General features: G+C 71.8%; 18 protein-coding genes. 8 read left to right on the forward strand and 10 right to left on the reverse strand.

The annotated features are described in order from the left end of the window. Nucleotides 1–194: 194 nt before the first annotated feature. Nucleotides 195–2,975 carry an ATP-binding protein gene (locus tag AWQ70_RS14800; protein WP_245646968.1) on the reverse strand — a complete coding sequence of 927 codons (2,781 nt, stop codon included), beginning with the start codon at nt 2,973–2,975 and terminating at the stop codon, nt 195–197. Nucleotides 2,976–3,239: 264 nt separating this feature from the next. Between AWQ70_RS14800 and AWQ70_RS14805 the strand changes: the two genes are divergently transcribed. Next, nucleotides 3,240–3,713: a hypothetical protein gene (locus AWQ70_RS14805; RefSeq protein WP_157530073.1), complete on the forward strand. Its 474-nt coding sequence runs from the start codon at nt 3,240–3,242 to the stop codon at nt 3,711–3,713. A 53-nt stretch (nt 3,714–3,766) separates the two neighbouring features. Here the strand turns inward: AWQ70_RS14805 and AWQ70_RS14810 are convergent, their stop codons facing one another. The 3 genes from AWQ70_RS14810 to AWQ70_RS14820 form a co-directional block, all read right to left on the reverse strand. After that, nucleotides 3,767–5,611, reverse strand: coding sequence for a hydantoinase B/oxoprolinase family protein (locus AWQ70_RS14810; protein ID WP_067175960.1), 1,845 nt, complete (start codon nt 5,609–5,611; stop codon nt 3,767–3,769). A 20-nt stretch (nt 5,612–5,631) separates the two neighbouring features. Beyond that, nucleotides 5,632–7,704 (reverse strand): hydantoinase/oxoprolinase family protein, encoded by a 2,073-nt coding sequence (locus AWQ70_RS14815; RefSeq protein ID WP_067175838.1) that lies wholly within the window; start codon nt 7,702–7,704, stop codon nt 5,632–5,634. A 242-nt stretch (nt 7,705–7,946) separates the two neighbouring features. Continuing rightward, entirely contained in the window at nt 7,947–8,369 is a 423-nt protein-coding gene (locus tag AWQ70_RS14820; protein ID WP_067175841.1) for a hypothetical protein, read from the reverse strand. Between the two features lie 311 nt (nt 8,370–8,680). On the opposite strand from AWQ70_RS14820, the gene AWQ70_RS14825 reads away from it, so the two are divergent. Both AWQ70_RS14825 and AWQ70_RS14830 read left to right on the forward strand, forming a co-directional pair. After that, nucleotides 8,681–9,553, forward strand: coding sequence for a hypothetical protein (locus tag AWQ70_RS14825; RefSeq protein ID WP_157530074.1), 873 nt, complete (start codon nt 8,681–8,683; stop codon nt 9,551–9,553). A gap of 121 nt (nt 9,554–9,674) precedes the next feature. Next, the gene (locus tag AWQ70_RS14830) at nt 9,675–10,388 is read left to right on the forward strand and encodes a thymidine kinase (protein ID WP_084517070.1); all 714 of its coding nucleotides are present in this window, start codon (nt 9,675–9,677) and stop codon (nt 10,386–10,388) included. Between the two features lie 160 nt (nt 10,389–10,548). Here AWQ70_RS14830 and AWQ70_RS14835 read toward each other — a convergent pair whose 3' ends face one another. The 3 genes from AWQ70_RS14835 to AWQ70_RS14845 form a co-directional block, all read right to left on the reverse strand. Further along, the gene (locus AWQ70_RS14835; RefSeq protein ID WP_067175845.1) at nt 10,549–11,151 is read right to left on the reverse strand and encodes an SAM-dependent methyltransferase; all 603 of its coding nucleotides are present in this window, start codon (nt 11,149–11,151) and stop codon (nt 10,549–10,551) included. 29 nt (nt 11,152–11,180) lie between these two features. Beyond that, on the reverse strand, nt 11,181–11,846 hold the full coding sequence (locus AWQ70_RS14840) for a DsbA family oxidoreductase (protein ID WP_067175848.1): 666 nt from the start codon (nt 11,844–11,846) through the stop codon (nt 11,181–11,183). Between the two features lie 81 nt (nt 11,847–11,927). Then, the gene (locus tag AWQ70_RS14845) at nt 11,928–12,725 is read right to left on the reverse strand and encodes an SRPBCC family protein (RefSeq protein WP_067175851.1); all 798 of its coding nucleotides are present in this window, start codon (nt 12,723–12,725) and stop codon (nt 11,928–11,930) included. A gap of 459 nt (nt 12,726–13,184) precedes the next feature. Here AWQ70_RS14845 and AWQ70_RS14850 point away from each other — a divergent pair, with 459 nt between their 5' ends. From AWQ70_RS14850 to AWQ70_RS14870, 5 genes are all read left to right on the forward strand, one after another. Beyond that, entirely contained in the window at nt 13,185–14,024 is an 840-nt protein-coding gene (locus AWQ70_RS14850; RefSeq protein ID WP_067175854.1) for a polysaccharide deacetylase family protein, read from the forward strand. A gap of 482 nt (nt 14,025–14,506) precedes the next feature. After that, nucleotides 14,507–15,991 carry a cytochrome ubiquinol oxidase subunit I gene (locus AWQ70_RS14855; protein WP_067175858.1) on the forward strand — a complete coding sequence of 495 codons (1,485 nt, stop codon included), beginning with the start codon at nt 14,507–14,509 and terminating at the stop codon, nt 15,989–15,991. Between the two features lie 11 nt (nt 15,992–16,002). Beyond that, the gene (gene cydB / locus AWQ70_RS14860) at nt 16,003–16,944 is read left to right on the forward strand and encodes a cytochrome d ubiquinol oxidase subunit II (protein WP_067175861.1); all 942 of its coding nucleotides are present in this window, start codon (nt 16,003–16,005) and stop codon (nt 16,942–16,944) included. A gap of 170 nt (nt 16,945–17,114) precedes the next feature. Next, complete coding sequence (locus AWQ70_RS14865; RefSeq protein ID WP_067175864.1) at nt 17,115–17,345, forward strand: hypothetical protein; 231 nt, start codon at nt 17,115–17,117, stop codon at nt 17,343–17,345. A 31-nt stretch (nt 17,346–17,376) separates the two neighbouring features. Then, nucleotides 17,377–17,655 (forward strand): type II toxin-antitoxin system PemK/MazF family toxin, encoded by a 279-nt coding sequence (locus AWQ70_RS14870; protein ID WP_245646964.1) that lies wholly within the window; start codon nt 17,377–17,379, stop codon nt 17,653–17,655. A 21-nt stretch (nt 17,656–17,676) separates the two neighbouring features. Here the strand turns inward: AWQ70_RS14870 and cutA are convergent, their stop codons facing one another. From cutA to AWQ70_RS14885, 3 genes are read right to left on the reverse strand one after another with little or no spacing between them, the layout of a single operon-like run. Next, nucleotides 17,677–20,067 (reverse strand): aerobic carbon-monoxide dehydrogenase large subunit, encoded by a 2,391-nt coding sequence (gene cutA, locus AWQ70_RS14875; RefSeq protein WP_067175870.1) that lies wholly within the window; start codon nt 20,065–20,067, stop codon nt 17,677–17,679. After that, nucleotides 20,064–20,618, reverse strand: a complete 555-nt coding sequence (locus tag AWQ70_RS14880) for a (2Fe-2S)-binding protein (RefSeq protein ID WP_067175873.1) — start codon at nt 20,616–20,618, stop codon at nt 20,064–20,066. Before AWQ70_RS14880 ends, cutA begins: the two co-directional genes overlap by 4 nt. 32 nt (nt 20,619–20,650) lie before the next feature. Then, nucleotides 20,651–21,532: an FAD binding domain-containing protein gene (locus AWQ70_RS14885; protein ID WP_067175875.1), complete on the reverse strand. Its 882-nt coding sequence runs from the start codon at nt 21,530–21,532 to the stop codon at nt 20,651–20,653. Between the last annotated feature and the right edge of the window lies 1 nt (nt 21,533).

Genomic DNA, 21,533 nt, shown 5'->3' on the forward strand with positions numbered 1-21,533 from the left:
CATGCGGCTCGAGTGTCACCGCTAGCCTGCCAGGTCGCCCTGGCGGGGCAACTGTCAGGTCTTGCCGACCCGCCCCGGGAAACCCTGCCACTTCCGCACGGCACTCCGGCGCCGGGCGTTTCGACGGCGGGGGTCGTCGGCGCGCCGCCGCCGGCGATGCCCGCCGCTACACGCCACCCGGCGCCCGTTTTCGGCTATTCGCAGAGGGCCAAGACGTAGGAGAGCGCCTCCTCCGGGTTCATGTCCAGCGCCTCGCGGTAGATCCCGTCGAACGCCTGCTCACCGATCAGTGCACGGGAACGGACCTCGCAATGTTCACGGGTCGCGCGCAGTTGATGGGAGCCGAACCGGGGATAGCCGGAATGCCGCCACATACGGTCGCTGAAGGCGAGGAGGTGCGCCACCCGGGCGCCGTCGCCCGCCATGCTGAGCGCCTGGGCGAGCACATCGATGCATCCCGCCATTCCCACGGTGTCGTTGATCCGGTGGCTGAACTCCAGCGAGTCGGTGGCCTGCCTCATCGCCGCCGCCGCCTTCCCCGTGGCGAGACTCACCTGACTGCCGATGTAGTCGGCCCACGCGCGGGTCCACCGCTCTCCGCGTCCGTCGGAGATCTCCCGATGCTCCTCCACGACGCGCATCGCCGCCTCCGGCTCCCCGGCGTGCAACAGGGCGAACGCGTGAGGAAGGAGGAAGACGAGCAGCCGCGTCACCGCTCCCCCGTTCCTCTCGTTGCGGGCGATCGCCTGACCGGTCAGATCCGCGCCCGCGTGGGGACGGCCGTCCAGCGCGGCGGCCAGGCCCTCGAGGTGAAGGGCGTAGATGTGCGCGACCTGATCGGCCTGTCCGAGTTCGCGGCATTCCGCCGCCAGCCGCCTGGTGCCGTCCAGATCGCCCTGCCCCGAAGCGATGTGCCCGCAGGCCCACAGCGCCCTGATCCGGTCGGGAGACGCCTCGCCGTTGAGCCTGAGCGCGCGCTCCAAGTAGTGCCGACCCTCGCGGAGCAACCCGCAGGCCGCCCACCACGGCCACAGGTCAGCGACCAGTTCCAGTGCCGATCGACGCTCCTCATGCCTGGCCAGGCCGAAGTCCAGCGCCGCCCGCACGTTCGCGTGCTCCAGGAGCATGCGCTCGTACCAGCCGATCTGATCGGCCCCGAACCACTCGTTCTCGAACCCTCTGGTCAACTCCAGGAAGTGGTCATGGTGCCGTTTGAGCCCGCGCTCCTCCTCACCCAGTTCGCGCAGGCAGCCGCGGCCGTACTCGCGGATGGTGTCGAGGAGCCGGAATCTCGGCGCGTCGAGTCTCCGGTCGCGGGTCACGACCGACTTGCTCACCAGTCCGGTCAGGGCCTTCCAGACGACAGGTCGCGGGAGGTGCTCGTCGGCGCACACCGACTCGGCGGAGGCCAGATCGAAGGTCGCCGGGAAAACGGAAAGACGCGCCCACAGCAGGCGTTCCTCCGCCGAACACAACTGGTGGCTCCAGCCGATCGCCGCGCTGAGCGCCCGATGCCGGGTCAGCGCGGTCCTGCTGCCGCCGAGAATCGCGAACCTCTCGTCGATCCGGTCGAGCAGTTGTTCGACCGACAGCACGGGCATCCTGACGGCGGCGAGTTCCAGGGCCAGTGGAATGCCGTCGAGCAGCCGGCAGAGTCGGGTCACCGCCTCCCGGTTGCCGTCAGTGAGGGCGAAACCGTGATCGGCCTCCCTGGCCCGTTCGGCGAAGAGCGTCACGGCGTCGTCCGACATGGGGTTCACCGTGAAGATCTGCTCGCCGGGCAGGCCCAGCGGCTCACGGCTCGTCGCCAGAACCCGCAGTTGGGGGACCTCGCGCAGGAGGGACTCCGCGAGAGCCGCGCAACTGCCGATCAGGTGCTCACAGGTGTCCAGGATCAGCAGAGCCCGCCCGTTCGACAGGTAAGCCCCGAGCTCGGCGACGGGCGAGGAGGTCGTCCGGCCCGCCATTCCCAACGTCCTGGCGACGGTCTCGGCGACCAGGTCGGGGTCACGCACCGCCGAGAGGTCGATCAGCCAGACGCCTTCGGGAAACGAGCCGGCCAGCTCATGTCCCAGCCTGATCGCCAACCTCGTCTTGCCGACTCCTCCCACACCGGTGAGCGTGACCAGCCGCGAGTCGCGCAGGAGCCGGATTCCCGTCGCCATCTCCTCGTGCCGTCCGACGAAACTGGTCGCCTCGGCCGGAAGATTGCCCGGAGCGCTCCACGCCCGGATCGGCGCAGGCTCCCGCATCTCGTGATCCAGCGACGGATCCGCTTCGAGGATCCGCTGGTGCAGCTCGCGGAGCTCGGCACCGGGCTCCAGTCCCAGTTCCGCCACGAGGTTTCCCCTGATTCTGCGGAAGGACTCCAGCGCCTCCGCCCTGCGGCCGGACCGGTGGAGGGCGAGCATCAACAGGGCGCCGACCCGTTCGTTCAACGGATGCCGGCTCGCCAGCTCGGACAGTTCAGGGATCAGCGAGGCGGCTCGGCCCAGCTGCAGCTCGGCCTCCGCGCATCTCTCGTGCACCATGAGGCGCAGTTGGGTGAGGCGGTCCGCCTCGACGACGAGATTCCGGCATTCCGGGAAGTCCGCGTACGGCTCGCCACGCCACAGCGCGAGCGCCGTCTTGAAGCACTCGACCGCCTGGCCGGGGCTGCCGCCGGCGAGCGCGGCATCTCCCGCACCGGCCAGCCGCTCGAACCGCAGCGCGTCGAGCTCGTCGTCCGAGGCGTCCACGGAGTACGCGTCCCGATGCCCGATGATGCGTTCCTGCCCGAGGACGCGCCGCAGCCGGTACACGTACAGCTGAGTGTTGCGCCGGGCCGAAGGCGGGGGCGCGTCACCCCATAGGGCGTCGGTCAGCCAGTCGATGGAGACCGGATGCCGCGCCCGTGACAACAGGAGGGCGAGCAGGAGCCGTGGCTTACCCGCGCTCCCGATGTCGACGTTCGCCCCCGAGCGCCCATTCGACACGGTCAACGGGCCGAAAATACGGAATTCCACTCACGCCCCACGTCCGCAAAGTCCGATATTTCTCCATCTTTCGGTGTAAATAGGGGTTGTCAAGATCACCGCATCGCGTCGGTATCGACCCGTGACCGTATCGCCGCTGCGCGCGACCGCCGGATCCTCGCCCGGAGGGCTCGACGCCCGGGCGCCGCACCAGGCGATATACGCGCCGTATACCGACATGCCGGATCCTTGCCCCGCACGTATTCCACCATCACTGGGGGCACAGTGAAACGACCTCTGCGCGCCGCGCTCGTGGCGGGGCTCACACTCGCGGCGCTCGCCGCCCCGTCGGCCGCGTCGGCGACGGCATCGGCTCAGCGGGGAATCGATGTCAAGACGTACAGGATCTCCTACCTGCAGTATCCCGAGACCGGGAAGGCCAGGGCGCAGCTGCGGAACATCACGGTGACCTGGCGCAGGGACCGCACCGAGAAGCGAACATGGGTCACCGTCTCCGCGCAGCTCCGCGACTCCGGACCCGGCGACGGGCACTGCGCCCGGATGATGCTGGCGACGGAGATCAGCATGTTCGAGCCCATCAAAAGCACCGAGACCAAGGAATGCAACGGAGTCTGGCGGACGAAGATCCTCGCCATGGAGCCCGGCTCCGACGGGGTGGTCATGCTTACCGTCTACACGGCTCCCAACGTGAACAGCAGGACCTACAAGCAACTGACGAATCCCTGGCGGGGGTGGTAGGTCACCGGGGGTGCCGGTCCCGCTCGCGCGGGTGCGGCACCCCCGGCGCCGGATCAGACGGTGTCGACCTCGGCGTACGGGAGGCCGCCGGCGAGAGTGGGGTACCCGGGGCCGCGGTCGAAGAAGGGGGACCCCTCCGGCACGGCGGCCCGGAGGGACTCCCGCAGCTCCGCCGTCCGCTCGTGGTCGGCGCGCAGGCCGTCGCGGGGGCCGTCCAGGACGACGCCGTAGTCCTCCCGCGCGGCCTCCGGCGAGACCTTGCCGTCGCGGACGTCGGCGGCGACCGCCTCGGGGTCGCGATCGTACGGCGAGCCCCACCCGCCGCCGCCCGTGGTGCGCACCCGGACGATCTCGCCGGCGCGCACCGGGAAGTCGTCGACCAGGCCCTCCATCTCCCGGTCGTTCACGGTGACGACGAACGGCCGGCCCGCCCGGCCCCCGTTGACGCCCCAGCAGGACAGGATCGACCGGTCGGCGATCGACATGAAGGACGCGTCGCGCAGCATCCGGATGTGCTTGTCGTAGCCGAGGCCGCCGCGGTACTCGCCCGGGCCGCCGCTGTCGACCGCCAGCCCGAGCCGCTCCACCCGGAACGGCCAGCGGGCCTCGGCGAACTCCACGGGGATGTTGCGCGAGTCGGGGACGACGTGGATGGTGTCCTCGCCGTCGGCGTACCAGCGGCCGCCGGAGCCGCCGCCGAGGACCTCCCGCATGAGGTACGGACCGTCGTCGGAGTCGCCGTACACGCCGGTGTACCTGATGGTCTCCTGGTCGGCGGGCATCCGGCCGCCGGTCGCCTTGGCCAGCACGCCCGCGAGCACCCCGAGCAGGCGCAGGATCACGAACGTCCGGGCGTTCGTCGGCGCGGGGAAGATCGGGGTGAGCAGGGTGCCCTTCTCCGGGAAGACCATCCTGATCAACGGGACGACGCCCTCGTTGACGTCGAGCTCCGCCATCCGTTCGGGGGTGTCGGCGAGGTTGCGCAGGATCGGCGCGAGCCACTTCTTGAGGAAGACGCCGTCCGCGTAGTCGCCCGCATGGTTGATCGGCCCCTTGGCCTGCGGCGACGTGCCGGTGAAGTCGATCGTCAGCGGGACCTCGGCGGCGTGGTCGACGGTCAGGGTGATGCGCTGCGTGTGCAGCCGGGGCTCGTCCACGCCGTCGTGCTCGGCGTAGTCCTCCCAGACGTGGACGCCTTCGGGGATCTTCGTCAGCAGCTCGCGCCGGAACGTCTCGGTCGTCTTGGTGATGATCGCGTCGAAGCACGCTTCGACGGCGGTCCGGCCGTACCGGTCGAACAGCTCCCCGAGCCTGCGCGCGCCCATGAGGCAGGCGGAGCACTCGGCGTCGAGGTCGCCGGCGAGGGAGTCGGGCATGCGCGAGTTGCGCGTCATGATCGTCAACGCCGCGCGGTTGGGCACGCCCCGGTCCCACAGCTTGATCGGCGGGACCATCAGGCCCTCCTCGAAGGCGCTGCGCGCGTGCGAGGGCATCGAGCCGGGGACGGCGCCGCCGATGTCGTCGTGGTGGCCGAACGCCTGCACGAAGGCCACCACCTCGCCCCCGTGGAACACCGGGACGGTCACGCACAGGTCCGGGAGGTGCCCGATCCCGCCTTCGGAGAGGTAGACGTCGTTGTGGAAGAACACGTCGCCGGGCTTCATCGTCTCCAGAGGGAAGTCCCGGACGATGGGCTGGACCAGCGCCGAGTACGACCGGCCGGTCAGCTTGCGGAGCCGTACGTCGTGGATGCCGGCGCGGAAGTCGTGCGCGTCGCGGATCATCGGCGAGCGGGCGGTCCGCGCGATGGCGGTCTCGACCTCCTTCTCGACCGAGGCGAGGGTCCCCTCCACGATCTCCACGAGGACCGGGTCCGCCAGGGGTGCCGAGGGGGTCATCGGTTCGCTCCTCTGCTCGTTCATCGGTCGCTCACCACGACCAGGTTTCCGTGGTCGTCCACGGTGGCGGTGAAGCCCGGGTGGACGGGCAGGGTGGAGCCGTACTCCTCGACGACGGCCGGGCCCCTGACCACCGCCCCCGCGCCGAGGTCCGCCCGGCGGTAGATCACGGTGCGCCCCCACCGCTCGTAGAAGACCTCGCGGGTCGCGACCGGGCTCGCCTCGCCCACCTGCTCCGGTACGCGGGCGACGGACGGGCGGGTGATCGGGCCGATGCCGGATACGCGCAGGTTGACCCATTCGACGGCGTGCCGGGGGTCGTCGCGGTAGCCGTACCCGTAGAGCTTCTCGTGCTCGGAGTGGAAGCGCTCGACCACGCCGGCGCACCAGGCGTCGTCGATCGCGCCCCCGGGAGCGGGCACCCGGACCTCGTACGCCTGGCCGTAGTAGCGGAGGTCGGCGCTGCGGGCGTACACGTGCTCGGCGAACCCCTCGCGGTCGAGCGCGTCCGCCGCCTGGGCCTCCAGCTCGGCGTAGATCCCGGCCAGCGCGTCCGGCGCGGGCGAGCGGGAGACGTGGGTGCGGACGTAGTCGTTCTTGACGTCCACGGTGAGCAGCCCGAACGCGGAGACGTTGCCCGGGTTGGGCGGCACGATCGCGGCGGGCAGGCCGAGGATGTCGATCAGGCGGCAGGCCAGCAGCGGGCCGGATCCGCCGAACGCCACCATCGGGAAGTCGCGCACGTCGAGCCCGCGCTTGACGGTGATCTGCCTGATCGCGTTGGACTGGTTGAAGGCGCTGATCTCCAGGATGCCGGTGGCGCAGCGTTCCGGGGTCAGCCCGAGCTTGCCGGCCAGGGCCTCGATGCCCGCCTTCGCGGCCGCCAGGTCGAGGGGGATCTCACCGCCGAGCAGGTGCGGCGGCACCCGGCCGAGGAAGACGTGGGCGTCGGTGACGGTCACCTCGGTGCCGCCCCTGCCGTAGCAGAGCGGCCCGGGGTCGGCTCCCGCGGATCTCGGGCCGACTTTCAGCGTCCCCTCCGGGGAGATCCAGGCGATCGACCCGCCGCCCGCGCCCACGGTGACGATGTCGATCATCGGGATCTTGCAGGGGTAGCGGCCGATGCTGCCTTCGGTCGTCAGCGACGGCTCGCCCTCGACCACCACGGCGACGTCGGTGGAGGTGCCGCCGCCGTCCAGGGTGATCACGCTCGGGCGGCCCGCCGTACCGGCGATCAGGGCGGCGCCGAGCGCGCCCGCCGCGGGTCCGGACAGGACCGTGGTGATGGGCTGGTGCACGACCTCGGCGGCCGACAACACGCCGCCGTTGCTCTTCATGATCGAGAACTGCCGGCCGAGCCGGTCGGACAGGTTCTGGATGTAGCGGCGCATGACCGGTTTGACCGCGGCGTCGACCAGCGTGGTCACCGATCGCTCGTACTCCCGGTACTCGCGGAGGACCTCGCTCGACAGGGACACGACCGCCTCGGGGTGCTCCCGCTCCAGCACCTCCCGCATCCGCAGCTCGTGGTCGGGGTTGGCGTACGAGTGGAGGAAGCAGACGCCGATCGCGGTGACGCCCCGGTCCCGGAACCAGCGGGCGGCCGCGGCCGCCTCGTCCTCGTCGAACGGCCGGACCTCCCGGCCCAGGTGGTCGAGCCGCCCGCCCACCGTCCTGACCCGGTGTACGGGGACGATCCGGGGCGGCTTCACCCAGAAGTAGGAGTTGCCGTACCCGTCGGGCACGCTCTGCCGCGCGATCTCCAGCAAGAACTCGAAGCCCTCGGTGGTCACGAAGCCCAGGTGGGCCGTGCCGTCGGCACGGTCCTCCAGGAGCTGGTTGGTCGCCACCGTCGTGCCGTGGACGATGCCGGACACGCCGTCCAGCGCCGGGGCGGGTCCTCCCTCCGGCTCCTCTCCGGGCGCGGCGGCGTGCAGTTCCAGCACCTTGTGCACGCCTGCCATGAAGCCGTCGGCCGGGTTGGCGGGAGTCGATGGAGTCTTGGTCGTAACGATCTTGCCGGTGTGCTCGTCGACCAGGACCACGTCGGTGAACGTGCCTCCGGTGTCGACCCCGATGCGGACGCTAGGCATGTTCCAGTGTCTACAGACCCGCGCGGGCGGCGGGAACCGGCGCACTCTGCCGAAGAATCGGCGAATCCTCGTCACAGGCTGCCGCACCCGCCCGGCCCACCCGGGACGGCCTGGGGCGTCTTGAGGAACGGCCCCGAGGCGATCCGGCGGTCAGGAGCCGGATCGGGCCAGGGCCGACCTGTCCCGGAATGGCCCCGGATCGGCCCCGGGGCGGGGGCCGGGGAACAGGTTCCGGGCGGGTGTCAGGAGCGCGTCTGGGGCGGGCGCGGCCAGCGGGTCACGGCCTTGCCTCCGGGAGCCCGTCCCATGATCTCCTCGATGTGCTGCGGCCCGACGTACGACGCCATCCGCATGGCGCGGTCGTTGACCCGGCGCAGCTCGGCCTCGACCTTCGCCTTCCCCGACTGGCCGCTCTGGACCCCGAAGTACGCGCCGGTGAGCGTTCCCACGACTCCGGCGAGCCCGGCGAAGAGGGTGCTCGCCTGGCCCGTGCTCACCACGGCGACGCTGAAGCCGACCAGGGTGACGACGAGGCCGGTGAGGACCACGTAGAAGCCGTAACGCCAGCGGGCGGCGTCCGCCTCGGCCGCGGCCGTGTCGTCGGCGATCATCATCGCCTCCAGCGGGCTCGGCGTCGTCTCCGGTTGCTCCTCCGGCGTGGTCATCCGCACCTCCTGCGATTCCAATGAAGAGGAATGTCCCATGTTGTAGGCGATCACGCCAACAGCACTGCCCCTCCACATGGCGGTTATCTCGTCCGGGTCGTCCCCGTTGATCATCACCTCTAGGATCACGCGTACGGACCGGAGACGGGACCTCTCGGGGCATCAGGGGACGTCCCGCGACATCGTGGAGCATCGCACGGCGGCGCCCCCGGGCGGCTTCCGGACGGCTTTCAGAGGTGGACGCGCTCGCGCACGGGCGCGCGGGCCAGGAGGAAGGCGGACGGATGGACCGCGATCGGGCGAGGCGTCCCTTGGGCCTTCCGCGGAGCGGCCTCCCCGGCGCGACGCCGCTCCCGGCGGCGCTGCTCGCCGCGGCGCTCGTCCTCGCCGGATGCGCGGGCACGACGGATCCAGCGGGAACGGGCGCCGCCGGACGCGCGGCGAGCGCCGGCGTGCCGCGTCCATCGGACACGGGCGGCACTGGTGGCACGGACGGCACGGGTGGCACGGGCGGTCGCACGCCGGGGGGCCCGGCCCCGAGCGGTACGGCGGACGCCGCGGCCACCCCGGCCCGGCCCGTTCCCACCGCCGAGCCGACCGGCGGCTCGCTCAAACTGTCCCCGTCCCGGGGAGGAGGGGCCGACTACGACCCGATGCCCTCTCCCGAGGCCCTCGCCGACAGGTCGTCCATCGTGGCCGGAGGCGTCGTGGACGGGTGGCAAGAGGGGCCGACGCTCGGCGTCCTTCCGGGCGACCCGCCAGTCCCCTTCGTCCTGATGAGGGTGCGCATCACCCACCCGCTGAAAGGTGTGCGGACGACTCCGTCACTCCGGGGCGGCATGATGTTCATCGAGTTCGACCGGGCATACGAGGAGCCGGTCAGCCGCTTCGCGAAGCGCATCCCGGCGGGAACCCGGGTGCTCGTGTTCGGCGGGGAGAGGCCGCCGTACAACATGGGGATCCGCTCGCCCGGCGACCCCCTGCCCGAGGGCGCGAAGATCATGGGGGCCCACCCGCAGGGCCTCGTCCTGGAGGATCCCGGGCTCGTGCGGCGGGGAGCCGAACGGACCCTCGTCGGCGGCCGTGAGCCGCTGACGGCGGGCGGGAGCAGGTCGGCCTGGCTCGAACCCCGGACGATGGACGAGATGATCGACCGGCTCAGGCGGCATGGCTTCTCCGAGTGACCGGGCCGCGGAAAGCACGTTCGCGAAAGCCCCCTCGCCGAAGCGCCGCCCGGAACGCGGTGGCACGGGCGCGACGGCGGCGCCCCCGACCGGCGGATCGTTACCAGTAAGCTGACGCCCCGTGACTGATCTGTCTGCCTTGTCTTCTTCACCCGGCCAAGGGCTCCGGGACGCCGTGCTCAAGTTCTTCTACGGTCCCATGGACTGCGGGAAGTCCACGCTGGCCCTGCAGATGAACTACAACCACCGGCGGCAGGGCAGGCGCGGGATCGTGCTGACCAAGCACGACCGTTCGGGCGGGCCCCGGGTCACCAGCAGGATCGGCATCGGCAACGAGGCCGTCGAGGTCGTGGATGGACTCGACCTGGTCGAGCTGGTCTCCGCGTACGACCGCATCGACTATCTGATCTGCGACGAGGCCTGCTTCTACAGCGTGGAGCAGATCGAGCAGCTCGCCGACCTCGTGGACGACCACGGCGTCGACGTCTACGCCTTCGGCCTGGCCTCCGACTTCAGGTCCCAGATGTTCCCGGCCGCGCAGCGGCTGTTCGAGCTGGCCGACGAGGTCGCCCGGTTGCAGGTGGAGGTCCTGTGCTGGTGCGGGCGTCCCGGGCGGTTGAACGCCCGGGTCGTCGGCGGCGTCATGGCCAGGACGGGCGAGCAGGTCGTCATCGCCGACACCGGGTCGGCCGCTCCGCCGGACTCGGTGGAGCCGGACGAGGCGGCGGAGGCCGGCGTGCACTACCGGGTGCTGTGCCGCCGTCACCACAGGAGCGGCGACCTCGGCGCCCCGGCCCCGCACGCCGCCCTCAGCGGCCAGGACGCCCTCGCCTGACGCGGCCCGCTCCGGCGGGCCCCCACCCCGGCGTCCGGGAGGCGGTCCGGCTCGGGGACGGCCGGAACGCCCTCTCCCGAAGCCGGACGCGACCGGCCACCGCACCGCCCCCGTGACGCGTCCGGGCCCGCCGAGGAGACTCGCCGTCAGGAGGCGGCCGTCAGAGGAGGCGGCCGACGCCGCCGAGCACGTAGCCGCCCGAGCTGTGCTCGATGTGATCGTTGTCGTTGCGCCAGTCGGCCACGTCCACCAGACCGGGCGGCACCAGCTCGAAGCCGTCGAAGAACTCGGCGATGCGCTCGGGCGCGCGGTCGTCGAGCGCGGCGCTGGACTTCTCGTAGACGCGCCGCGTCTCCGAGAGGGTCTGCTCGCTCAGCCGCCCCTGCGTGCCGTGGGCGATGACCAGGTAGCTGCCCGGGGCCATCCGCTCGCGGAAGTACGCGACGACCCGGTCGGCGTCGTCGTCGTCCACGAAGTGCAGCACGCTGACGAACAGCACCGCGAGCGGCCGGTCGAAGTCGATGAGCCCGCGCGTGATCGGGCTGTCGACGATCGTCTCCGGGGCCCGCATGTCCGCTTCGACGACGCCGGTGCGGCCGCCGCCCTTGAGGAGCGCCCGGCCGTGCGTCGCGACGATCGGGTCGTTGTCGACGTAGACGACACGGGCCTCGGGATCGACCGCGTGGCCGACCTCGTGCACGTTGCCCCTGGTCGGGATGCCCGCGCCGATGTCGAGGAACCGGACGGACAAGATCTTGATCATGCGGGCGCCGGGGCCGCCCGGGACGGCCGTCAGACCGCGCAGTAGCCGTCGTCGCAGGCGTCGCCGTTCGCGTCGTTCCCCTGGGCGGTGGCGACCGCCGTACGGGCCCGGACCTCCTGGAGCGCGGCGACCAGCGTCTCGACGGGCTGCGCGCCGGAGACGGCGAACTGGCCCTCGAACAGGAACAGCGGGACACCGCTGATGCCGAGGTCGCGGGCCCTGGCCAGCTCGGCGCGGACCTCGTCGGCCCCCTCGCCGGTGTCGGTGACGCCCAGCTCGGCCGCGAGCTTCGCGAGCGTCGCGGCGTCGCCGACGTCGAGGCCCTCCTCGAAGTAGGCGCGGAAGAGGCGCTCGACCGCCTCCGCGCCGCGTCCCTCGCGCCGCGCCAGCCAGATCAGCCGGTGGGCCTCGAACGTGTTGGCCTGGATCGCCCGCTCGAAGTCGAACTCCAGCCCGTCCTCCGCGGCCGCCTGCGACACGCGGCGCGTTATCTGCGCCACCTGGGCGGGCCCGCCGAACTTGCGCGCCAGCGCGGCCGGCAGCGGCTGCCCGTCCGAGACCGCGTCCGGGGCGAGCTGGAACGGCCGGTGGACGACCTCCACATCGCCGTCGAAGAGCTCGACGGCCTTGGCGAGCCGGACGTGCCCGATGTAGCACCACGGGCAGGCGACGTCGGAGAAAATCTCAATCTTCACGATCAGCTCTAACCGGCCGCGAAACCCCGCCATTCCCACCGACGCCGGCCTCTGGCGTACAGACCGGTCCGGCGAAGGTGGTCAGCGCCGCTGGCGGCCGAGCACCCAGCCGATGACGGCGCTGCCGAGCGCGACTCCCGCGCCCATGCCGAACGCGGCGAGCATCGTCCACGGAGGCACGCTCGTCCGTTGCGGCCGGGCCGCGGCCGCCGTCTCGCGGGTGAACACCTGCCCCGCCACCGGCCGGTACGGCACGGCCTGGAAGGCGCCGCCCGCCTCCCCGGCTCCCGCCCCCGCCCGGTCTCCGGTCCCGGCCGCGACGCCCGCCTCATGCGGAACGGCGGTCGGCGTTCCGGCCGAGGCCGCGGTTTCCGGGGAGGCCGGCGCACCGAGGGCCGCCCGGCCGTCGAGGACGGCCGTCGTCTCGACGGCGGCGGCCACCGCGGACCGGAGGTGCTCCTCGACGGCGGTGAAGAACTCCCCCGCGGTCTTCTTCGCGACGGAGCCGAGCATCCGCTGACCGACCCCGCCGATCATGCCGCCGACGACGGCCTCGGCGTCGTAATCGACGCGGGTGCCTCCCTCGACCTCGCTGAGCCGGATCCGGACGGTGGCGTCGACGGTGCCGGGCGCGCCCTGCCCCCGGGCCCGCAGCACGAAACGCTCCGGCTCGTGCGGGTCGGAGAGCGCGACCTCGCCCTGGTAGATCCCCTTGATGGAGGCCACCCCGGCGTTCACGGTCATCTTGTAGACGTCGTCGCCGACGGCCTCGAGCCGTTCGCAGCCGGGGATCGTGCACACCAGGACGCCCGGGTCCCGCAGCGCCGTCCAGACACGGCCCCGCTCCACACCGAGCACGGCGCTTCCCGTGATCTTCACACCATCACCTCTTCTGGCACCCCTTATGGCTCCGGAGACTAGGGAGTCCCCGGCAGTGCGGATAAGGGCAACATCTGCCCACACCCATGATCGGCCCTCGGCAGGTCTCTCCGCGCGACACGCTCCACGCCCGTTCCCACGGCGGTCCCGGCCGCCCCTCCGTACGGCGGGAGCCGCGGCACGGGTTGTGACACCGCCCCCGGCTGTCCACACGGCATGGCCCGCCTCTCCGCATGGCACATGCCGCCGAGGACCGCGCCGGGTCCTCGTCAAGCAGCCCGTCCGTCCGTACAGTGCCGGCTCTTGCGCGGAACGTCCGCCCTACGCGTTTCCGCTGCTCAGCACGCACACGGCATCCCGATCGGCCCCATACAAGGGGTTTCTGCCATACGCGCCTGATGTCCGATTGGACCAAGATTGTTGGTCATGAAGGGCAACCGACGTCTGACAGGCGTGCTCATGGGACTGACTTTGGCGGCGGGATGCGCGGGGGGCGGAAGCACCGGCACCACCCAGGCGGAGCCGACGGCCCCCTCCACGTCGCGCTCGTCCGCGCCCGGCGCCGAGCGGACCACGCCCTCCGCGTCCCCGGCTTCCCGCGCCGCGCTCCCTCGGCCGGGCGAGGTCCGGCGGATCCCCAAGAGCGCGAACGGGCTGCCGGTGATCAGCATGATCCCGACCGAGCGGAAGGTCGTCTTCCTCACCATCGACGACGGCTGGGAGCAGGATCCCGGCTTCCTCAAGCAGGTGCGGGACGAGGGCATCCCGATCACCGTGTTCGCCATGCGGGACGCGGTCGAGGCGACGGGATCCCCCGACGCCGCCTCGGGCGGCGGCCGGTACGTGGGCGCGGGCCGCTGGGACTACTTCCGGGACCTGCGGGACGCCGGAGCGCCGATCGAGAACCACACCTTCAGCCACCCCAACCTCTGGACGCTGGGGTACGACAGGCAGAAGGCGGAGATCTGCGGGATGTCCACCCTCATCCACAAGGAGACCGGGCGGCGGCCCGTGCTCTTCCGGCCGCCGTTCGGCAACCACAACGCGGCGACCGCGCGGGCGGCCCGCGAGTGCGGCATCAAGGCGATCATGATGTGGAGCGCGACCGTCCAGCCCGGCGGAAAGATCGCCTATCAGGTGCCGGACAAGAAGCTGCGCCCCGGCGACATCCTGCTGCTGCACTTCCGGCCCAACCTGGCCAGGGACTTCCGGATCCTGGTCAACAAGATCAAGCGCCGGGGGTACGAGATCGGCGATCTGCGGGCGTACCTGAAGGCCGGAGGCGTGCCCGTCTCCTGACCGCGCCCGCGATCCCGGCCGGCGGCGCGCGCTTCCCCCGCCGCCGCTCCCCCGCCCCCGCCCCCGCCCCGGGCCCGGACCCGCACCCGGTGGGTCCGGCGGCACGACGCGGGCGGAGCGAACGGTACGCCCCGCCCCATCGAGACATCGCGCCGGAGGACCGCCGTGTCCCTCGCGCGGCGTACCGCGCAATCAGCCCAGCGGTGGACGCCGATTTCGGGCGACCTGTCCATGATTGAGATCGGGCGCCACGGGAGGCGTTCCCGGAGAGTCAGGTCGGCGGTCCCTTCGACGAGGGACCGCCCGGCCCGCATTCTCTTGTCAGAACGGGGCGAGCGCCGCGAACGAGGATCATGGGGGCATCGATCCTCGTATGTGACAAAGATCTCGCGGTGCAGTCGTCCCACCAATTGCTCTACAGGTTGTAGTACTACTGTTAGTAGAACTACGACGTGTAGAGCTCCGGCACCCGCGAGGGGGACATGGACGCGCTTGACCTGGCACGGTGGCAGTTCGGGGTGACCACCGTGTACCACTTTCTGTTCGTACCGCTGACGATCGGCCTCGGCGTCTTCGTGGCCGGGCTGCAGACCGCCTGGCACCGCACCGGCAAGGACCACTACCTCACGCTGACGAAGTTCTTCGGCAAGCTGTTCCTGATCAACTTCGCGATGGGCGTGGTCACCGGCATCGTGCAGGAGTTCCAGTTCGGCATGAACTGGAGCGAGTACTCCACCTTCGTCGGCGACGTGTTCGGAGCGCCCCTCGCGCTGGAGGCGCTGCTCGCCTTCTTCCTGGAGTCCACGTTCCTCGGCCTGTGGATCTTCGGCTGGGACCGGCTCCCCAAGCGGATCCACCTGGCCGCCATCTGGGCCGCGGTCATCGGGTCCAATTTGTCGGCGTATTTCATTCTCGCCGCGAACGCCTGGATGAAGCACCCGGTCGGCTACGAGGTGGTGGGCGGCCGGGCCAGGATGAACGACCTGTGGGCCGTCCTGACCAACTCGACCGCGCTCGCCCAGATCCCGCACGTCGTCGCCGCCTCGTTCGTCGTGGCAGGCGGCTTCGTGCTCGCGGTCAGCGGCTACCGCATCCTGCGGGAGCGCGGCGTCGGCCTCACCGGCCGGCGCGTCCCCGCCACCGCCGAGACCGGCGGCGAGGCCACGGTGCCGCTGCGCCGCCGTACCGACATGTGGCGGACGAGCCTGCGCGGCGCGCTGGTCATGACGGCGCTGGCCGGGGTCGTGGTCGCCGGGACCGGTGACCTGTCCGGCCAGTTGCTGCGCGAGCAGCAGCCGATGAAGCTCGCCGCGGCCGAGGGGCTGACCCGCGACACCGAGGGCGCGGGCTTCTCCATCGTGCCCGGCGTCGAGGTGCCGGGCCTGCTCAGCCTGCTCGCGGCGCACGATCCCGGCGCCACGGTCCAGGGCGTGGACGACATCCAGCGGCGGTACGCGGAGCAGTTCGGCCCGGCCGACTACACGCCGAACCTGCCCGTGGTCTTCTGGTCGTTCCGCGTGATGATCGGCTTCGGCATGGCGACCGTCGGGCTGTCGGTCCTCGGCCTCTGGCTGACCAGGAAGCGGCGCGGCCGCGCCGGACGGCGCAGTGGCTCCGCGGTGACGCCGGTGCCGTCCTGGTTCGCCCGGGCCTGCGTGCTGGCGCTCCCGCTGCCGACGGCGGCGATCATCGCGGGCTGGCTGCTCAGCGAGATCGGCCGCCAGCCGTGGACCGTCCAGGGCGAGCTGCTGACCGCCGCGAGCGTCTCGCCCGGCGTCGGCCTGACCGAGGTGGCGATCTCGCTGACCGTCTTCACCGTCCTGTACGGCCTGCTCGCCCTGGCGGAGGCGGTCCTGCTGGTCCGGCACGTGAAGGCCGGGCCGGAACTGCCGCCCGCGCCCCGTGACCCCGCGCTGGCCGCCGCCGACCCCGACGCGGCCCGGCTCACGCCGACCCTCATGTACTGAGGAGACCTTCGATGACGACGTTCTGGTTCATTGTTATCGCGTTCCTCTGGACGGGTTACTTCGTCCTGGAGGGGTTCGACTTCGGCGTCGGGGCGCTGATGCCGCTGCTCTCCCGGAGCGACGCCGAGCGCCGCCAGGTCATCGGCACGATCGGTCCCGTCTGGGACGGCAACGAGGTCTGGGTGATCACGGCCGTGGGGGCGATGTTCGCCGCCTTCCCCGCGTGGTACTCGGGCCTGCTCAGCGGCTTCTACCTCCCGATGTTCCTCATCGTGGTCGGGCTGATCGTGCGCGGCGTCGGCCTGGAGTGGCGCGGCAAGGTCCGCTCCGGGCGGGAGCGGGCGTTGTGCGACGCCGGGATCGTGACCGGCAGCGTCCTCACCGCCTTCCTGTGGGGCGCGGTGTTCGGCAACCTCCTGTACGGCTCCGCGTTCGCGACCGTCCTCGGCGGCGTGTTGTCCCTGTCGGTCGCGATCCTGCACGGCGCCGTGTTCGTGGCGCTGAAGACGACCGGGCCGGTGCGCGCCCGGGCCCGGCGTGCGGCGCTCTTCACCTCGGCCGCCGCCGTCCCCGCCGGCATCGTCGCGCTGCCCGCCGTGCCGGGGTCGGCGATGGACGTCCCGAGCTGGTCCGCGTCCCCCTGGCTGTGGGCGTGCGCCCTGCTCGCCATGGCCGCGCTCGCCGCGGGCGTGACCCTGGTGTGGCGCCGCCGCGAGGGCTGGGCCTTCACCGCCACGGCGCTGTCGATCGCGCTGACCACGGCCGCGCTGTTCGGCGCGCTGTGGCCCGCTCCCCTGCCGGGTCTCACCCTGGCCGAGGCCGCGTCGGCGCCGTACACGATGACGATGCTCACCTGGATCGGGCTGATCGCGCTCCCCGGCGTGCTCGCGTACCAGGGATGGACCTACTGGGTGTTCCGCAAGCGCCTCACGGTGGACTCCGCCGCGCACTAGACGGCGCGATCGAGCCGGTCATCGGGGGCACGGCCCCCGTGGCCGGCTCACCTTTCCGCGAGCACAGCCAAAATGCATGACAAATGACCACACAACGGATACGGATTGCACCGAACCGCTCACCGTCTGTCCCAAAAGCCTGCGAAAAGACTGTGCCGTACGCTGAAGATATGAGCGTGGTCACCTTCCAGGCCGATTCGCGCACCGAAACCGCGCTGGCCGAACTCACAGCCGACGGTCAAGCCCCCGACGAGGTCATCCGCGAGGCGATCGTGATGGCGTGGCGCCTGCGGCGCGCGGAGACGGCGCGCCGCGAGGCGGTCGCGGCCGGCGACGACCCCGACGACCGCGAGGAAGCCCGGGCCATCATGCGTGACATGGAGTCCCTTCGTGCGTGGTGATGTCCACCGTCTTCGCGCCCCTCGGGAGAACATGAGGCACGAGCAGAGCGGCGAGCGGTTCGCCGTCGTGCTCCAGTCCGACTTCATCCCGGCTCTGTCGACGCTTCTCGTCGCGCCGACGTCCACCAGCGCACGGCCCACGTCCTTCCGCCCGGAGATCGAACTGATGGGCAAGACGACGCGGGTCATGCTGGAGCAGAGCGCCGCGGTCGCCCCGGAGCGGCTCGGCCCGTTCGCCGGACGGCTCTCCCCTGCTGAGTTGCTCGAGATCGACGAAGCGCTCCACCTCGTGTTCGGGCTGGTTCGCTGAAGGCGACGCCGGAACTCCTCCTTACTGCGCGAGCCGCAGGCGCAGGGTGTGCAGGTCGGACGGTGAGATGGGCATCCGGTCGACGGTGATGCCCTCGGCGTCCTCGACCGCCGAGGCGATCACGGCGGACACCGGGATCACCCCGGCCTCGCCCGCGCCCTTGATGCCCAGGGGGTTCAGCGGCGAGGGCGTCTCCAGGTGGGCGGTCTCGATCCGCGGCACCTCGGTCGCGTAGGGCATCAGGAAGTCCATGAACGAGGCGTTCAGCAACTGGCCGTGCTCGTCGTAGACCATCTTCTCGTAGAGCGCCCCGCCCACTCCCTGGGCGACGCCGCCGTGGATCTGCCCCTCGACGATCATCGGGTTGATCAGCTTGCCGCAGTCGTGGACGACGGCGTACCTCAGGATCCTGATCTCCGCCGTCTCCGGGTCCGTCTCCACGATCGCGGCGTGCATCCCGGAGGCGAACGTCGACCTGATCGGCGAGTAGTAGTCCCGCCCCTCGAGGCCGGGCTCCTCGCCCTCGTCCACCGGGGGCCGGTCCATCGACGCGGCGCCGGAGAACTGGGTGGCGCGCTTGGCCTCCTCGTCGAACGCGTACCTGAGCGGGTTGGACAGCACCGCGACGGTGGCGAGGGGGATCGACGCGGACGGCGTTCCGGCGACGTGGACGATCCCGTCGGTGATCTCCAGGTCGCGCGGGTCGGCCTCCAGGGCGTCCGCGGCGATGCGCAGCGCCTTCTCGCGCACCTTGCGGCAGGCGAGCGCGATCGCGTTGCCGCTCATCACCGCCGCGCGCGAGGCGAAGGTCCCGACCGCGTACCCGAAGCGGCGGGTGTCGCCGGTGACGACGGACACCCGTTCGATCGGCACGCCCAGCTCGGTGGCCGCGATCTGCGCGAACACGGTCTCGTGGCCCTGCCCCTGGGAGGTCAGGCCGGTCGAGACGTGCACCCGCCCGTCGGAGGTGATCTGCACGTGGCCGCCCTCGTACGGCCCGACCCCGGTGCCCTCGACGTAGCAGCCGACGCCGATGCCGATCCTGCGTCCCTCTGCCGCGGCCCGCGCCTTCATGTCGGGGAAGGAGTCCCAGCCGATCAGCTCCTTGAGCATCCGCAGCGACTCGGGGTAGTTCCCGCTGTCGTAGATGAGCGGCCGCCCGTCCTGGAAGATCAGGCCCTGGTCGTAGGGGAACTCGTCCGGCCGGATGAAGTTCGCCGCCCTGACCTCGGTGCGGTCCTTCCCCAGGTACGCGGCGACGCGGTCGAGCGTCCGCTCCATGCAGAAGACAGCCTGCGGGCGGCCCGCCCCCCGGTACGGCGTGACCTGCACCGTGTTGGTGTAGATCGAGGAGAACTCCACCCGGTAGGCCCCGATCTTGTACGGCCCGAGCAACTGGGTGGAGGTGATGATCGGCACGATGATCCCGTACGGCGTGTACGCGCCGTGGTCGTGCAGGATGGTCACGTCCAGGCCGAGGACGCGGCCGTCGTCGTCGAAGCCGACCCTGACGTGCTGCACCTGGGCCCGCTCGTGCGCGGAGGAGACGAAGTGCTCGCGCCGGTCCTCGGTCCACTTGACCTCGCGACCGAGGGTCCTGGCCGCCCAGGGCACGAGGATCTCCTCCGGCCACGGGTGCACGATCTTCACGCCGAAGCCGCCGCCGACGTCCGGGGCGATCACCTCGACCTTGGGCAGCGGCAGGCCGAGCTTGGCCGCGACCGCCATCCGCACGCTGGTGGACGTCTGGGTGGAGGAGTAGACGCGCAGCGACCCGTCGTCGGCGTCCCAGCGGGCGTACACGCCCTTGCCTTCGAGGGGCATGCAGGCGCTGCGCTCGATGTCGAGCCGGAACTCCAGGAGGTGGGGCGCGGCGTCGATCGCCTCGGCCGCCGACCTGCCGTCCCGTGACGGCACCTCCTGGACCATGTGCGCGCCGACGTTGCCGGGCACGTCCTCGTGGACGAGGTGGACGCCCTGAGCCGCCTCCTCGACGCCGACGACCGGCTTGAGGAACTCGTACTCGACCTCGATGAGCGCGCAGGCGTCCTCGGCGAGGTAGCGGTCCTCGGCGACCACCATCACGACGGGCTCGCCGACGTGCCGCACGATGTCCTTGGCCAGCGGGTACGCGGTGCGGCCGTGGGTGAGCGCGGGGTGCGGGATCAGCAGCGGCAGCGGCTCGGCCAGCGCGCCGGGCAGGTCCTCCCACGTGTAGACGGCGACCAGGCCCTCCACGTCCAGCGCGGCCGACACGTCGATGTCCCTGATGCGCGCGTGCGCGTGCGGCGACCGGACGAAGGCGGCGGCCAGCGCGCCGGGTCCGAGGTCGTCCAGGTAGCGGCCCTGTCCGGTGACCAGCCGGGCGTCCTCGCGCCGCTGGACCGGCTCGCCGAAGAGCTTCGTCGTCACGCCCTGCCCCCTCGATCGGCCAGCCCGCCGAGCGTGCCGTACCCGTGCGGCTCCGGCCGGCCCCGGGTCTCCGCCTGGATCTCCGCGGCCCGGTGTACGGCCTTCAGGATGTTCTGGTAGCCGGTGCACCGGCACAGGTTGCCGGCGACGGCCTCCAGCACCTCCTCGTCGGTGGGCGCCGGGTTGTCCCGCAGGAAGGCCGTCGCCGTGCAGAGGAAGCCCGGGGTGCAGAAGCCGCACTGCAGGCCGTGGCACTCGGTGAAGCCGCGCTGCACGGGCGACGGCTCGCCGTCCTCGGCCAGGCCCTCGACGGTGGTGACCTCGTGGCCGTCCACGGTGACGGCGAAGGTGAGGCACGACCGCACGGGCTCGCCGTCGAGCAGCACCGTGCACGCGCCGCAGACGCCGTGCTCGCACCCGACGTGCGTGCCGGTCAGCCCCAGGTCGTGGCGGAGGAAGTCGGACAGCAGCCGCCGGGCGGGCACGGCCGCCTCCCTGACCACGCCGTTGACCACGAGGGTCACGACGTGCCGGGCGGTTCCCTCAGACATGGGCCGCCTCCCTCCCGCACCGGCGGATTCCCTCACTCATGGGCGGCCTCCGTTCCCGCGTTCCCCGCCGCTTCCTTGAGCGCGCGCACGGCCAGCACGCCGGTCAGGTGCCTGCGGTACACGGCCGTCGCGTGGATGTCCCCCTCGGGGTCGATCCGGTCCCGTACGGCGGCCGCCACCGCGTCCCAGGCGACCGACGCCGCGGGGCGGCGGCCGCACGCGTCGGAGAGGTCGATCACGACGGGACCGGGGCCGACGCTCACGCACGCGACCCGGGCGGCGGCGATCCGCAGGTCCTCGTCGAGGGTGACCAGGGCGGCCATACCCGCGACCGCGTAGTCGCCGTGCCGCCTGGCCACCTCGTGGAACGCGGTGCCGGAGCGCGGCGGCGGCGCCGGGAAGAACGCGGACACCGCCAGTTCCCCCGGCTCCGCCGCCGACTCCATCGGGCCGGTGAAGAAGTCGGCCGCCGCGACCTCCCGCTCGCCGCCGAGCCGCGCGAGCCGTACGGACCCGCCGAGGAGGGCGAGGACGGCGGGCATCTCGGCGGACGGGTCGGCGTGGACGAGGCTGCCGACCACGGTCCCGCGGTTCCTGATCACCGGGTGCGCGACCAGGGCGAGCGCCTGGCGCAGGAGCGGCAGGGCCGCCGCCGCCTCGGCCGAGCGCTCGACGGCCGCGTGCCGGGCCAGCGCGCCGACGCGTACGCCGTCCGGGCCGGCGGCGATCGTGTCCAGCTCGCCGACGCGGTTGATGTCGACGAGGTGGGACGGCGCGGCCAGCCGCATGTTGAGCAGCGGGATCAGGCTCTGGCCTCCGGCCAGGACCTTGCCGTGCGTCCCGGTCTCGGCGAGGGCGGCGAGGGCCTCGTCCACCGAGACCGGGGCGTGGTACTCGAACGGGGGCGGCTTCACG

This window comes from Microtetraspora niveoalba (assembly GCF_001570405.1).
GTDB classification, from domain to species: Bacteria; Actinomycetota; Actinomycetes; order Streptosporangiales; family Streptosporangiaceae; genus Microtetraspora; species Microtetraspora niveoalba.

Excerpts from the sequence above, each read along its gene's own strand:
- AWQ70_RS14810 (WP_067175960.1), bottom strand. The coding sequence starts at position 5,611 with ATGACCCCCTCGGCACCCCTGGCGGACCCGGTCCTCGTGGAGATCGTG.
- AWQ70_RS14815 (WP_067175838.1), bottom strand. The coding sequence starts at position 7,704 with ATGCCTAGCGTCCGCATCGGGGTCGACACCGGAGGCACGTTCACCGAC.
- AWQ70_RS14820 (WP_067175841.1), bottom strand. The coding sequence starts at position 8,369 with ATGACCACGCCGGAGGAGCAACCGGAGACGACGCCGAGCCCGCTGGAG.
- AWQ70_RS14835 (WP_067175845.1), bottom strand. The coding sequence starts at position 11,151 with ATGATCAAGATCTTGTCCGTCCGGTTCCTCGACATCGGCGCGGGCATC.
- AWQ70_RS14850 (WP_067175854.1), top strand. The coding sequence starts at position 13,185 with ATGGGACTGACTTTGGCGGCGGGATGCGCGGGGGGCGGAAGCACCGGC.
- AWQ70_RS14855 (WP_067175858.1), top strand. The coding sequence starts at position 14,507 with ATGGACGCGCTTGACCTGGCACGGTGGCAGTTCGGGGTGACCACCGTG.
- cydB (WP_067175861.1), top strand. The coding sequence starts at position 16,003 with ATGACGACGTTCTGGTTCATTGTTATCGCGTTCCTCTGGACGGGTTAC.
- AWQ70_RS14865 (WP_067175864.1), top strand. The coding sequence starts at position 17,115 with ATGAGCGTGGTCACCTTCCAGGCCGATTCGCGCACCGAAACCGCGCTG.
- AWQ70_RS14870 (WP_245646964.1), top strand. The coding sequence starts at position 17,377 with ATGAGGCACGAGCAGAGCGGCGAGCGGTTCGCCGTCGTGCTCCAGTCC.
- AWQ70_RS14880 (WP_067175873.1), bottom strand. The coding sequence starts at position 20,618 with ATGTCTGAGGGAACCGCCCGGCACGTCGTGACCCTCGTGGTCAACGGC.